The organism is Paenibacillus chitinolyticus NBRC 15660 (genome assembly GCF_000739915.1).
Lineage (GTDB): Bacteria > Bacillota > Bacilli > Paenibacillales > NBRC-103111 > Paenibacillus_F > Paenibacillus_F chitinolyticus.
In genome coordinates this window covers 1-13,823 of sequence record NZ_BBJT01000027.1, presented here as the reverse complement: position 1 = coordinate 13,823, position 13,823 = coordinate 1, and the positions used below count along the sequence as shown (strand labels likewise).

10 protein-coding genes and 3 tRNA genes are annotated in these 13,823 nt (G+C 55.2%); all 13 read left to right on the top strand.

Features of this window, described 5'->3' with window-relative positions; all coding sequences use genetic code 11:
- The first annotated feature begins 74 nt into the window (after window positions 1–74).
- Window positions 75–151 (top strand) — tRNA-Ile (locus PCH01S_RS29010).
- A gap of 77 nt (window positions 152–228) precedes the next feature.
- Window positions 229–304, top strand: a tRNA-Ala gene (locus PCH01S_RS29005).
- 6 nt (window positions 305–310) lie between these two features.
- Window positions 311–386: transfer RNA gene (locus PCH01S_RS29000), tRNA-Asn, on the top strand.
- 591 nt (window positions 387–977) lie between these two features.
- Entirely contained in the window at window positions 978–2,384 is a 1,407-nt protein-coding gene (locus PCH01S_RS28995; protein WP_042235964.1) for an ABC transporter substrate-binding protein, read from the top strand.
- A gap of 162 nt (window positions 2,385–2,546) precedes the next feature.
- On the top strand, window positions 2,547–3,437 hold the full coding sequence (locus PCH01S_RS28990) for a carbohydrate ABC transporter permease (protein ID WP_042235961.1): 891 nt from the start codon (window positions 2,547–2,549) through the stop codon (window positions 3,435–3,437).
- 21 nt (window positions 3,438–3,458) lie between these two features.
- Window positions 3,459–4,292 (top strand): carbohydrate ABC transporter permease, encoded by an 834-nt coding sequence (locus tag PCH01S_RS28985; protein WP_042235958.1) that lies wholly within the window; start codon window positions 3,459–3,461, stop codon window positions 4,290–4,292.
- A 320-nt stretch (window positions 4,293–4,612) separates the two neighbouring features.
- Window positions 4,613–6,364 (top strand): amylo-alpha-1,6-glucosidase, encoded by a 1,752-nt coding sequence (locus PCH01S_RS28980; RefSeq protein ID WP_042235956.1) that lies wholly within the window; start codon window positions 4,613–4,615, stop codon window positions 6,362–6,364.
- A 21-nt stretch (window positions 6,365–6,385) separates the two neighbouring features.
- Window positions 6,386–6,592 (top strand): hypothetical protein, encoded by a 207-nt coding sequence (locus PCH01S_RS30740; protein WP_129112455.1) that lies wholly within the window; start codon window positions 6,386–6,388, stop codon window positions 6,590–6,592.
- Window positions 6,593–6,693: 101 nt separating this feature from the next.
- The gene (locus PCH01S_RS28975) at window positions 6,694–7,473 is read left to right on the top strand and encodes an SDR family NAD(P)-dependent oxidoreductase (RefSeq protein ID WP_042235954.1); all 780 of its coding nucleotides are present in this window, start codon (window positions 6,694–6,696) and stop codon (window positions 7,471–7,473) included.
- Between the two features lie 424 nt (window positions 7,474–7,897).
- A complete protein-coding gene (gcvPA, locus tag PCH01S_RS28970) occupies window positions 7,898–9,301 on the top strand; it encodes an aminomethyl-transferring glycine dehydrogenase subunit GcvPA (protein WP_042235951.1) in 1,404 nt (467 codons plus the stop codon).
- A 164-nt stretch (window positions 9,302–9,465) separates the two neighbouring features.
- Window positions 9,466–11,040 carry an aminomethyl-transferring glycine dehydrogenase subunit GcvPB gene (gene gcvPB, locus PCH01S_RS28965; RefSeq protein ID WP_042235948.1) on the top strand — a complete coding sequence of 525 codons (1,575 nt, stop codon included), beginning with the start codon at window positions 9,466–9,468 and terminating at the stop codon, window positions 11,038–11,040.
- 168 nt (window positions 11,041–11,208) lie between these two features.
- Window positions 11,209–12,915, top strand: coding sequence for a cache domain-containing sensor histidine kinase (locus PCH01S_RS28960; protein ID WP_241688795.1), 1,707 nt, complete (start codon window positions 11,209–11,211; stop codon window positions 12,913–12,915).
- Window positions 12,912–13,823, top strand: a 912-nt coding sequence (locus PCH01S_RS28955; protein WP_255246874.1) for a response regulator, incomplete at its 3' end; no start/stop codon positions are given. The genes PCH01S_RS28960 and PCH01S_RS28955, both read left to right, overlap by 4 nt.

Here is a 13,823-nt window from a genome sequence, read left to right as displayed (position 1 = left end):
GCAAGAGCCCACTTAACGGTGGGCTTTTCTTATCCTTTTATCGTGTTTCTACCTATTATATAGGTGTTACATACGGGCCCTTAGCTCAGCTGGTTAGAGCGCACCCCTGATAAGGGTGAGGTCGGTGGTTCGAGTCCACTAGGGCCCACCACTTACGAAATGGTCTCTTTAAAAAATGCTTGACGAATGTCGCAAGACAAGTTAAAATTTTTTCTGCAGCACCAAAATGGGGCCATAGCTCAGCTGGGAGAGCGCATCGCTGGCAGCGATGAGGTCAGGGGTTCGATCCCCCTTGGCTCCACCATATTATTCCCTGATAGCTCAGTTGGTAGAGCACTCGACTGTTAATCGAGTTGTCACAGGTTCGAGTCCTGTTCGGGGAGCCATACATACATTCAAGAGCCGAGAGGCTCTTTTTTTGATGTTTTCAAATGCAGTCACAGTCGAATTTTAATAGGAAATTACGCTCCTTGCGAGGGCTGATCGAATGGTAGAACAAGTCTCCGGGTGCCCATCGTCATGTGATGCCACATCGTGGGCTAAGAGTTGCGAGGAAGCGTCTGGTGTCTGGTTAAAACGGACGGAAGGCCGAGCAAGCCGGCCAGCTGCGCACTGTTCTCTATTTTCCCGATTTGTATTCCAGTACAGCATGTGGTTGATCTGCATATGCAGCCACGCACTGTTGGTGGTAAAAGAAGGCCCCGCGGGGTTGCAATATATGAAAAGTCAATTCGAACACAGCCGTGCTCGCACATCTCGTCCCTCTGTTATCTCCTTTTGCCCCTCCATACTTGTCCATTCTGAAGCAGTTGTTTCTCCGACTTATAGGGGAACGGCTTTTTAGTTTTCCGTGATAATAATAAATAAAAGTTCTTTTTAGCGGATTATTAAAATATAGTGAAATAAACCTTTTTGTAAGCGCTTATAAATTCCTGTCTGAAGCATCCAGGTGTATCCAAAAATAAGGAGGGCAAGCCATGGCAGACGGTGGAAGAAAGAAGTGGAGTGTCACGGCGGTTTTGTTAAGTTCGGCGTTGTTGTTCGGATGTTCCGGCCAAAGCGTAAAAACGACACCGGGACCGACCCAGACGGGAAAGGACGAGGGAAATTCCCCGGCCGCTAAAAAAACGATAACGATTACTTATAGAGACGATGGAATTGGCGAGCAAGGTGCTCTCTTTAAATGGATCAAGGAAGTGGCGGCCAGTTATCCGGATAAAAGCGTGGAAATTAAGCCGACCCCGATTCAGGCGTCGGAGGGAGATTATTTTGCCAAGATAGCCTTGGCACTGAAATCGAAGGATACGGCACCGGATATTGTGACGGAGGACACGTTCATTCTGAACTCGGATGCGAGTGCGGGATACCTGGAACCGTTGGATGACAGGTTGAAGGGGTGGGAAGATTGGACAAACGGCTCCTTTATCGAAGCTATGAAAAAAGGGGTGACCGCAAGCGACGGCAAGGTGTACGGGGTCCCTTACAACACGGATTCGAGAGGACTGTGGTATAACAAGGAGATTTTCAAAAAAGCCGGGCTTCCCGAGAACTGGCAGCCTAAAAACTGGGATGAGGTTTTGAACGCGGCAAGGACAATCAAGGAGAAAGCGCCGGACGTGGTTCCGATCTGGATGAATATGGGCAAGGCTACGGGAGAAGCAACTTCGATGCAGACTTACGAAATGCTTCTCTACGGTACCGGAGAGAGGTTGTACGACGATGCGAGCGGAAAATGGATTGTAAAGAGCCAGGGGATTCTGGACGCGCTTGGTTTTATCGAAAAGGTGACGAAGGAAAAGCTCGGACCGCCGCTGTCCAAAGTGCTGAACGGCCAGGCCGGAAACACGGCTACGCGTGAATATTTGCCGAAGGGCAAACTCGCGATCTCTCTCGACGGGTCCTGGATTACCGGCAATTATCTGGAGGGCGGAGCTGCACCTTGGCCGGCTTATAAAGATGTGCTCGGGTTTGCGCCTATGCCGACAAGCAAAGGTCAGGCCCCCGGTTCGATCACGCTAGCCGGAGGATGGGCCTTGTCGATCCCGAGTAATGCGCAGCATAAAGACGAGGCGTGGAATTTTATTAAATACGCGCTGAATAAAGAGAATACGCAGAAGCTCGTGATCGCTTCCGGCAATATAACGGTCCGGGCAGACGTAGCGAAAGATCCGGGATACACGAAAATGCCGTTTAATGAGCTAGCGACCGAATATTTGAAGAACGCCGAGTTTAGGCCCGCGCAGGATAAATATCCGGAAGTGTCCACTCAGATTCAAACGATGGTCGAATCGGTGGCAACGGGGACAGCGCCCGCGGCTGCTTTAAATAAATATACGCAGGATGTAACCCGGATTGCCGGTCCGGAGCATGTCACGGAAAAGTAAAACGTCAGTCAGGGTGCCTGCTCAGGCCCATGCGGAAGGCGGTAGGGAGGACGGTGAAAGAAGTGGGTGACTACCGTCATACGACGCCGCTCAGCGCGCCCGCTGCCTTGAACAAGCTTGAGCAGGTTTTTTGTACAGTTAAAGTGCGGGAGGGGGATGCGGATGAGTAGTATGGCGGTCCAAAACCTTTATAGGAAAAAACGAACCTCTTCGTGGTTTTATTTTTTGCTTCCTTCGATAGCGATTATGCTGGTGTTTTTTATTTATCCGATTTTGCTGACCTTTTATTATTCCTTTACGAATCTGGCGTTGACGGGGGAAGCCGCGAAAGAACTGAAGTTTACCGGATTCGATAACTATGTGCGGATGTTTCAAGATCCTACGGTCCGGATCAGCATCTGGAATACGCTCGTTTTTCTGATCGGATCGGCCGTTATCGGCCAGCAGGTGCTGGGCTTTCTGATTGCGCTTCTGATGAAGCACAAAAATAAGCATTTCCGCCGGGTGATCGGAACTATCGTGCTGGCAGGCTGGGTGACCCCCGAGATTGTGTGCGCTTTATGTTTGTACAGCTTTTTTGGGGATGAGGGGACTTTGAATGCCATCTTGGCGTTTTTCGGTATTCCGGTCGTAGCATGGCTGTATACCGTTCCGATGATTACGATTATTCTGGCTAACATCTGGCACGGCACGGCATTTTCCATGCTCGTCTTTCAAGCGGCGCTGGACGATGTGCCTGCGGAGATCGAAGAGGCGGCCGTTGTTGACGGTGCGTCCAGGTGGCAGATCTTGACGAGAATTATTTTGCCCCTTATAAAAGGAACCTTAACCACCAATATGATGCTGGTTACTTTGCAGACCTTGGGCGTATTCGGGCTCATCTATGCGATGACCGGAGGAGGACCGGGAACCTCGACGACGACCTTGCCTATTTTTATGTACAACCAGGCGTTCGTGAATTATCAGCTCGGGTACGGGACGGCCATATCGCTGCTCCTGCTGCTTCTCGGCATTATCCTCAGCCTGTTCTATATCCGTGCGATGAAAGAGTAAACTTACAAGGGAGAATATCGTATGAATACGAGCCAGCGTAAATGGATGTATCGCATCTTGCCTTATACGATTCTTGTTTTCATCGGCATCTGTTTTATTCTGCCCCTTTTGTGGGTTCTGGTGGCATCTGTCGATTCCAATGCGATGCAGTCGCTTAAAGTCCCCGAGCGGCTGACCGCGACGAATTATGCGGAGGTGATCGCCAATCCGGAAAATCAGCGCGCTTATATGATCGGATTGATCATGTCTCTGGGCCAAGCCGTACTCGTCGTTGTACTGGCCCTGCTTGCGGCCTACCCATTGTCCCGCTATCAATTAAAGTATAAAAAAACGTTTATGCTTACCGTGTTGTTCATGACTTCGCTTCCGATTACGGCGGTTATGGTTCCGGTGTATCAATTGTTCCTGACCGCCAAGCTGTATGACAATCTTTTTGGCGTCATCTTATTTTTCGCGGCTTCGTCCATGCCGTACGGCATCTGGATGTTGAAAAACTTCATGGATTCGGTGCCGAGCGAGCTGGAAGAAGCGGCTTGGATTGACGGAGCGTCCGTGTTTACAGGCATCCGCAAGGTGGTGGCGCCGTTAATGGTTCCGGGCATTTGTGCGGTAGCGATTTTTACGTTTTCGGGAAGCTGGGGGAACTTCTTCGTTCCGTATATCCTTCTGCAGTCTCCTGAAAACTTCCCGGTCTCCTTGAAGTTGTACCAGTTTTTCGGGCAATACGGGATGGCCGACTACGGCAAATTGGCGGCGTTTTCGGTGCTGTATGCCGTCCCGTCCGTCATTCTGTATGTACTGTCCCAGAGATTCATGTCGAAAGGCTTCGGGCTGCAGGGAGGAACAAAAGGATAAGAGGACCGGAGCAGCGGCCGCTAACAAGAAGGACCGGATCTTGCATTTAAAAGGTACCGTCGCAGAGGTTGATCACCTCCGGGCGGTTTTTTTATTTGGTAGGACTAAAGGGCAGCAGTGAACAAAAAGACGAATCTCCGCATACAAAATGACACCTTTGGAGCCTTCGGCTAAAAACCGCGGCACAGCAGGTGCAAAATGACACGAAGATACCAACAAGCGTCGGTGTGGGGATTCTCCTCTTTCCGGTACAATTTTATGTAAACGCTCTCTTCATGAGCGGGAACTACGAATCCAAGGAGCAACGGGGGGCTGCAACTATGAATTTCGATTTGTCTGTGGTGCCATTCAGCCGCTTTGGTTCCTATTTCGCCCTATCGAGACTGCCGCAAAGCGATAAACGCAGCGAAGGGCTTTACGTACGAATGATCCGCGGGGGCGACGAGCAGGCCGGTGTCCTGTTCGGCATCACCCCCATTGATCCGAAGAGCGGGGAAACGTTAGCTGATTACAGGGTGGAGGCTTCCCCCGTCAGAGTCCGACTCGAAAGCGGAGCCGGCTGGATGGAATGGTGCATACCGGAGCCGGACTGCATACGTGTCAGAGGCGAAGGGATCGGACTGAAGCTGACGGCGGAGCTCAGCGCCTACGACTACGCGCTGCCTTACCGGGAAAGAGGATGGGAGCTTAACAGCTTTTCGCGGGAGGTCCGGATCTTGCTCTCGCCGCTGCTCGGCCATTTCGAGCCGGATGTAGTCTGGGGCGGACTCCGTGCCAAGCATATTGCTTTCGTGATAGTTCCCGGCGGAGAAAGTCAGTCGTTCGATCTGTCTCTCGAAGAATACCGGACGGTCCCCGGACAGCGCGACGGATATTCTTACGAAGAGGCCGAAGCTATGGCGGGCCAGGACTGGGAACAGTGGCTCTCCCGCACGATACGAACGCCGGAGGATTGGGAAGAGGCCCGGACGCTGGCTGCCTATATTACGTGGTCCTGCGTCGTACGCGCGGACGGCTATTTATCCCGTCCCGCGATGTACATGTCCAAGAACTGGATGACGAACATCTGGAGCTGGGATCACTGCTTCAATGCGATGGCGCTGGCCGGGACGAACCCGGATTTAGCCTGGGATCAATTTGCTATATTTTTTGACCGGCAGGATGAAAGCGGGATGCTGCCGGACTTTTTAAACGATAAATATGCGCTCTGGAACTGCTGCAAACCGCCCATTCACGGGTGGACACTGAACTGGATGATGGAAAATTCGTCGGCGGTCACGGATGAGCGGCTTCGGGAAATATACGAACCGCTCGGCAAATGGACGACGTGGTGGTTCCGGTACCGCGATGACGACGGAGACGGAATTCCGCAGTACAATCACGGCAACGACAGCGGCTGGGACAACAGCACGGCGTTCCTGACGGATATTCCCGTGGAAAGCCCGGATCTTTCGGCGTTTCTGGTCATCCAGATGGAAGTGCTCGCCGCCGCGGCGCAGAGGCTCGGCCTGGATGAAGAGTCCGAGCGCTGGTCGGCCCGGGCAAACGAGCTGCTTCAAAAGCTGATCGGGCACTTCTGGGACGAGAAAGAGGGCCGCTTCACGGCCATGCGTTCCGGTTCGCACGAGCGTTCGGCCGGAGACAGCCTGCTGTCGTTCGTCCCGATCGTGCTGGGGAGCCGGCTCCCCGGCCCTATCCGCGAGAAGGTGATCGCGGATTTGAAGCAGCCGGACCGGTTCCTGACCGGCAACGGGCTGGCGACGGAGAGCACGTCCAGCCCGTACTATGCGGCGGACGGCTACTGGCGCGGCCCGATCTGGGCCCCTTCCACGATGCTGATCGTGGAAGGGCTTCGCGGAGCGGGCGACGAGGAGTTTGCCTCGGAGCTGGCCCGCAAGTTCTGCCGCATGGCGGCGAAGTCCGGTATGGCGGAGAATTTCGACGCCGTAACCGGTGAGGGGCTGCGCGACCGGGCGTTCACGTGGACGTCGAGCGTTTTTCTTCTGCTGGCCGGCAGATGCAGGGAAGAAGAGATGGTTTCCGGGGCGTCCGCGGGCAGTCCGGAGCAGTAAGAACGGCTGCCTCACGCCTTCGTGACAGTTAAAACGGGAACGGGAAGCGATACGGGCACGAAAACACGAGGCAAACAAAGTAAGATGCAAGCCAGGCAAGAAGCAAATCAGGAACGAAAACATACTAATCAAGAAGCAAACCAACCAAGCAAACCAACCAAGAAAACCAAGCAAACCAACCAAGAAAACCAAGCAAACCAACCAAGAAAACCAAGCAATAAAGCATAACAACCAAGAAAGCATAACAACCAAGAAAGCATACCAAGCAATAAAGCATTACAACCAATAAAGCAAACCAACCAAGAAAGCATACCAAGGGGGTAAATCGGATGACAACGAACACTTCACCGCTGGATTTAACCGGTAAGACGGCCCTGGTAACGGGAGCCGCTTCGGGAATCGGTCTTGTGGCCGCTCAAACACTGGCAGCTAACGGGGCCAAGGTGATGCTGCTGGACATGAACGAAACCGGCGGCCGCGAAGCCGAGCGTTTCCTTACAGAGCAGGGGCATTTCGCCCGCTATATTCGGTGCGACGTTACGCGATCGGAAGACTGCCAAGCGGCAGTCGAAGCGGCGGTCCGAGAGACGGGCCGGATCGATATCGTTTTCAACAATGCGGGCGTGATTCGGCGGAAAACCGTCGTGGAACTGACGGAAGAGCAGTGGGATCTCGTGATCGATGTTTCCTTGAAAGGGACCTTCCTTCTGTCCAAATACGCGATCCCGGTAATGGAGAAGAACGGCGGCGGAAGCATTATCAACACGGGATCGGGCTGGGGACTGAAAGGCGGCGACCAGGCGGCCGCTTACTGCGCGGCTAAGGCAGGGGTAGTGAATTTGACCCGCGGGATGGCGATTGACCATGGCCCGGCCGGAATCCGCGTAAATTGCGTATGTCCGGGGGATACGGATACGCCGCTTCTGCGCGACGAAGCCAAGCAACTGAGCCGGGACGAGGCAAGCTTCCTCGTAGCTTCCGCGGAGCGTCCGCTGAACAGGCTGGGGACGCCTCAGGACATCGCCAACGCGGTCCTGTTCTTGGCAAGCGGGATGTCCGCGTGGGTTACCGGCTCGGTTCTCGTGGTGGACGGCGGAGGATTGGCGTAAGTTTTTTGCGGTAATGAATTTGGGGGATTGAGCTTGAGAGCTTGGGCACTGACAGATCTGGGACAGCGATAAGCAGTAAGTCTGTGGCACGAACAGATCTGGACAGCGATAACCAGCTAAGTCTGTGGACCGGGCAAATCTGGACAGCGATAAGCAATAAGTCTGTAGCACGGGCAGATCCGAATAGCGATAAATAGTAAGTCTGTAACACGGGCAGAAGCCGGACGGCATTATTCCGGCAGTTTGCAGCATGGGCAGATGCTTGAACATCGACTGATCAGTACGATCTATGAAACCGGCATAGAAAAAAGGGCTTTTGCGATTAAACCTCGCACATGAACGATTTTTTACCAGCAAGTTACCCCGAACTTTTTCATCAGGATTCTACTATTCCATCATTCAGCAGATACAGGAGGGTTTACCGATGGCAACCAGGCAGTCTTCATCCCATCCATATATACCGAACACGGTATCCGACGTACAAAAGGACATGCTCCAAGTGATCGGAGCGGCTTCTATCGAAGAGCTGTACCGCATGGTACCGGAATCTTTGCGCTACCGTGACACGCTTCAAATCGGTCCGGCTTTAAACGAATACGAACTGCAGCGGCACATCGAAACGCTGCTGAACCGCAATCTTCACGCGCGGGAGCGCCTCAACTTCCTCGGAGCGGGCTGCTGGCAGCATTATGTGCCTGCGGTATGCGACGAGATCAGCCAGCGTTCGGAGTTCGTGACCGCATACGCGGGAGAGCCGTACGAGGACCACGGGCGCTTTCAGGCGCTGTTCGAGTATCAGAGCCTTCTGGCCGAGCTGGTCAACATGGACGTCGTCAACGTGCCGACGTTCGATTGGGCCCAGGCGGCTTCCACCGCTCTCCGCATGGCGTCGCGCATGAACGGCCGCAGCGAGGTGCTGCTGCCGGCGACGACCCATCCGGACCGGCTGCTTATCATCCGCAACTACCTGTCGCCGCAAATCCGCTGCACCCTTGTCGGCTGTGACCCCGCGACAGGATTGCTGGATCTGGGCGATCTGCAGAGCAAGCTGAGCTCGGACACCGCGGCCGTCTATATCGAAAACCCTTCCTACCTCGGACATATCGAGGTACAAGGGGAGGCCATCGGCAAGCTCGCGAAGGAAGCGGGTGCCGTATTTGCGGTCGGCGTGGACCCGATCTCGCTGGGCGTCCTGAAGCCGCCTTCCCGCTATGGCGCGGACCTTGTCTGCGGCGACCTGCAGCCTCTCGGTATCCGCATGAACTACGGCGGAGGCCATGCCGGTTTCATCGCTTCACGTGACGAGGAAGCTTACGTGATGGAATACCCGTCACGCCTGTTCGGCATAGCGCCGACTTCAGTGGAAGGCGAGTACGGCTTCGGGGACGTGGCGTATGAGCGGACTTCTTTTGCGAAGCGGGAAAAAGGGAAGGAGTCCGTCGGCACGCAGACTGCGCTGTGGGGGATCACGGCAGGCGTCTATCTGGCATTGATGGGGCCGCAGGGAATGCTTGAGGTGGGCCAGACCATCGTTCAGCAGGCGGAATACGCCAAGAAACGGCTGTCCGAAATCGAGGGAGTCAGCATGAAATTCAGTGCGTCCACGTTTAAGGAATTTGTCGTTGACTTTAATTCGACCGGCAAAAGCGTGGCGGAGATTAATAAGCTGCTGCTGGAAGAGAATATTTTCGGGGGCAAAGACTTGTCGGCCGAGTTCCCGGAATGGGGACAGTGCGCGCTCTACTGTGTAACGGAAATTCACACGAAGCAGGATATCGATACCCTCACGGAGGCACTGAAAAAAGTGCTGGGACGGGCCGGCAGGTAGAACCAAGCAATAGAACCGACTATTGAAACCGGTTAATAGAACCAATCAATAGAACCAAGCAATAAAACCAAGCAATAAAACCAAGCAATAAAACCAAGCAATAAAACCAAGCAATAGAACTAACCTATAGATTCAACCACCGATGAGAGGGGATACCGGCAACCATGATCAAACGAATCGAACGAAACAGCAAGGTCCGCAAGTTCCACCAGGCGAAATGGGATGAGCCTGTCCTATTCGAACTGCACCGTCCGGGCGAGCGGGGGATTCTGGTACCGGCGGCGGAGCCGGAGGTGGAAGCCGAGGTAGGCGACGGCCTGTCCGCCCTGCCGGCGTCCATGCGCAGAGAAACGGCCCCGGCCCTTCCCGAGATCGGCCAGGCCAAAGTGCTGCGGCATTACTTGCGCCTGTCACAGGAAACGCTGGGGTCCGATTTCAACGTCGAAATCGGTCAAGGCACCTGTACGATGAAGTACATTCCGCGAATCAACGAAATGCTTATTCGCAGCCCCAAAATGATGGACCTTCATCCGCTGCAGGATCCGGACACCGTACAGGGTATGCTCGAAATCTATCACGGCCTCGACTTGGCGATGAGGGAAATATCGGGCATGGACCGGTTCTCCTTTCAACCGAGCAGCGGCACACAGGCGCTGTTCGCCATGGCGTCCATCGTCCGTGCTTACCATGATGCGAACGGGGAAGGCGAGAAGCGCGACGAGATCATCACGACGATATTCTCGCATCCGTCCCAGGCCGCAACCGCCGCGGTAAAAGGGTACAAAATCATCACCTTGTACCCGGACAAGGACGGCTTCCCGGATCTGGAGGCGCTGAAGAATGCGGTGTCCGAAAGGACGGCAGGTTTTGTCGTGGCGAACCCCGAGGACACCGGAATCTTCAATCCCCGGATCCGCGAGTTTACGGACGTAGTGCATGAAGCGGGTGGAATCTGCTTCTACGATCAGGCCAACGCGAACGGGCTGCTCGGCATTGCGCGGGCGAAAGAAGCGGGCTTCGATATGTGCTTTTTCAACCTGCACAAGACGTTCGCGGCGCCTCATATGTGCGGGGGACCCGCAACCGGAGCGCTGGGCGTGACGGCGCAGCTGGCGCCGTTCCTGCCGGGCCCCGTCGTGGAATACGACGGCAGCCGCTACAGCCTGAGCGGGGAAACCCCGGAAAGCATCGGCAAAGTGCGGATGTTCCACGGCGTGGCTCAAACGGTGCTCCGCTCGTATGCCTGGATTCGCGCGCTGGGGCCGGAAGGGCTGCTGGACGTGGCCAAAACAGCCGTTCTCAACAACAACTATTTGTATGCGAACATTTTGAAAATCAGAGGCGCCAGCGCCCCGTATGTAGAAGGCGGACGCCTGGAGCAGGTACGCTACAGCTGGGAACAGCTGACGAAGGAGACGGGCGTGACGACCGAGGATGTTCAGCGCAGAATGTGCGATTTCGGGCTCCATTACTGGACCAGTCATCATCCGTATATCGTTCCGCAGCCGTTCACGTTGGAACCGACGGAATCGTACTCCAAAGAAGACCTTGACGAGTATCTGGATGCGCTGCGCCATATTTCGCAGGAAGCGTACGAAAATCCGGAGATCGTGAAAAGCGCTCCCCACAACAGCACCGTCCACCGCATCGACGAATCCAGCTTCGACGATCCCAAAGAGTGGTGCATTACGTGGCGGGCCTATCTCAAAAAGACACAGCCGGCCGGGGCCGCCCGCTAAAGGGTTCCGCCCATGGAAGCGGGGAACCGTTACTGACGACGCTTAGGCAGTGAGGGCGGCTGGGTTATATTTCAAATTCCATAGAGCGCGGGGAGGCATGTGCACACAGCCTTCCCGTGCTATAATCATTTTACGGAAGCGCTTACTTTACTGCATGCGGGGGAGATTATGTTGTTTAGACACCTGGGCCTACTGCCGATTCGTTTGCGCCGGAGCCTCCAGGGGAAGCTGGTGCTGCTGATTTTGCTGGTCGCCATTATCCCCCTGTTGTCTTTGGGCTACGTGCTGTATACCAAGTCTTCGCAGACGATAAACGAGCAGTTTGGGCGTTACGGGGAAAATACGGTATCCCAGCTGCAGGTGCAGATCGATTCGACGCTGGCTCAGATGAAATATACCGTCGGAGATATTTTGTCCTACCTGCTGGACCCTAACTTTACGGTTCTGCATGAGGAGATTCCGACGACTTATTTGGGCTTTAAAGAAGAGCAGCAGCTCGAACAGTATTTAAAAGCCCATAAAACGCTGGATACGAAAGGCATTTTTATTCTGACGAAGTCCGGCTATTATTACGGCGAGCGCATCGCCAATACGGATCTTGTGGAGGAAAGCCCCTGGTTCGGCGAGGAGCGCACGGGGTACCGGTTCAGCATTTACGAGCCCAAGCAGTACAGCGGCACTTCCAACGTTCCGGGCGAAAAAGTGATAGGCCTGCTTTTTCAGATTCACAATCAGGTCGGGGCGCTGGAGGATGCAAAGGTGCTGATCGAAGTAAAAGCCGAAAAGCTTTTGGATATGTTCCACGAGTACGAGCAGGATACGGGAGCTTTCCTGACCATATCGGATCAAGGGCGCATTCTGTATCAGACGGCGAAGGCCTATACAAAGCGTGACGACGATGTCGTCTGGACGAAGCAGTCGGAGGAGACCGATTGGAAAATCGAAGTGCGGACGCCGTACCACCAGTTTTACCAGTCTTCTCTGCTGATCCGGACATTTACGTTTACGGCCGTCAGCTTGTCCATTCTGTTGGCTTTCGTTCTGGCGTACTTCAGTTCGCTGCGTTTTCTGAGCCGGATTAAAAAAATGAAAGATTCCATCCGGGACGTCTCGCTCGGGCGACTGGATACCCGAATCGTCGTCGATTCCGAAGATGAAATCGGGCGTCTGGGCCGGAGCTTCAATCACATGGTTGTCCAGCTGCAGGATTTGTTCGGAGAGGTCAAACGTGTGGAGCGGCAGAAAAAAGAAGCGGAGCTCCGGGCGCTTCACCATCAGATCAATCCTCATCTGCTGATCAATACGCTCGCTTCCATTCAGTGGAAAGCACGGATTGCCGGCAACGCCGAGGTGCAGCAGATGATTCTGCATCTGACCAAGGTACTCGACGGTAACCTGAACTACACACGTGAGCTGGTAACCTTGAAGGAGGAGCTGGATGTGATTCATCATTACATGAATCTCCAGGAATACCGGTTCGGCCATGTGTTCAGCTACCGCATCGATACGGGGGAGATTCCCCTAGACCAGGTCCGCATTCCGCGGATGACTCTGCAGCCTTTGGTGGAAAACATTTTCTTTCATGCGTTCGAAGACGGGGCGGGCACGATCGAAATCAAAGTGCGTGAACAGGGAAAGGCGATCCGGCTGAGTGTGTGCGACGACGGCAAGGGAATGGAACCCGAGGCGGCCCGGCAGCTTCTGTCCGATCCGGGAGATGCGGTCGGCCGCAAGAAGCGCAGCATCGGCATCTATAATGTCGATCAGCGGATCAAGCTGCATTTCGGCGATAAATACGGGTTGGATGTAGAGTCGGAGCCGGGAAAAGGAACATGCATCGGGATTAAGCTTCCGAAGGAGGAGGAAACGGGATGAGCGATACGACTATACGCGTACTGATTGCCGACGATGAAGTGATTATCCGCAGGGGGCTGATCAGCACGGTGCCCTGGGAACGCTACGGGATGGAAGTTGTGGCGGATGCGCCGAACGGGACCCGGGCCTGGGAGGCTTTCTTGGAGCACGAGCCGGAGGTGGTCATTACGGACATCGTGATGCCCGGGATGACGGGAATCGAGCTGATCCGCAAGATCAAGGAGTACGCCCCTCAGACAAAAGCGCTGCTGCTCAGCTGCCATCGCGATTTCGAATACGCCAAGCAGGGCATTAAGTACGGCGCGTCCGGCTATCTGCTCAAAACCGATTTCAGCGACGAGGAGCTGGGAGACTACCTGGAAGGCTTCCGCAGCGAGCTCCGCAGGCCCGGACAGCAGGCGTCCGCACAGCCCGGGGGAGCCGAGGCATCCGCCACGGACAAATCCGCAGACGTGGAAGGAGCGATCCGCGAATGGCTGCACGGCATCCGGGACCGCTTTCCCGCCGAGCTGGAAAGGCTGCTCGAAGGGCAGTGGCGGTGGATGCGCGAGCCGACGGTGCCTTACCTGATCGGCTGCGGCGAGAGCGACAGCGGCGAAGGAAGCGCCCGGGCCGAGGCCGGCACAGTCATCGTCCCCGCTGGCGCCTACGGCTCAGGCGGAGCGGGCCCCGGGGGCGGAAGCGACCGCGGCGGAGCCTGCGCGGATGGCGGAGGCCTGGCGGACTCCGGTTCAAGAGCAGCCGGCGGAGCACAACGAGCAGCCGCGGGTACGCTTCGTGCGGACGCCAGCGCGGGGCCGGCAGCGGCAAGCGCAGTGCCCTCCGCGGCAGCCGGCAGCTTCGGCGGCCAAGGCTTGCGCACGGCTGACGGCGCGATGCCGGCCCACGCCTGCGGCGCCCCGGCGTCT

Excerpts from the sequence above, each read along its gene's own strand:
- PCH01S_RS28990 (WP_042235961.1), top strand. The coding sequence starts at position 2,547 with ATGAGTAGTATGGCGGTCCAAAACCTTTATAGGAAAAAACGAACCTCT.
- PCH01S_RS28995 (WP_042235964.1), top strand. The coding sequence starts at position 978 with ATGGCAGACGGTGGAAGAAAGAAGTGGAGTGTCACGGCGGTTTTGTTA.
- PCH01S_RS28975 (WP_042235954.1), top strand. The coding sequence starts at position 6,694 with ATGACAACGAACACTTCACCGCTGGATTTAACCGGTAAGACGGCCCTG.
- PCH01S_RS28985 (WP_042235958.1), top strand. The coding sequence starts at position 3,459 with ATGAATACGAGCCAGCGTAAATGGATGTATCGCATCTTGCCTTATACG.
- PCH01S_RS28960 (WP_241688795.1), top strand. The coding sequence starts at position 11,209 with ATGTTGTTTAGACACCTGGGCCTACTGCCGATTCGTTTGCGCCGGAGC.
- gcvPB (WP_042235948.1), top strand. The coding sequence starts at position 9,466 with ATGATCAAACGAATCGAACGAAACAGCAAGGTCCGCAAGTTCCACCAG.
- PCH01S_RS28980 (WP_042235956.1), top strand. The coding sequence starts at position 4,613 with ATGAATTTCGATTTGTCTGTGGTGCCATTCAGCCGCTTTGGTTCCTAT.
- gcvPA (WP_042235951.1), top strand. The coding sequence starts at position 7,898 with ATGGCAACCAGGCAGTCTTCATCCCATCCATATATACCGAACACGGTA.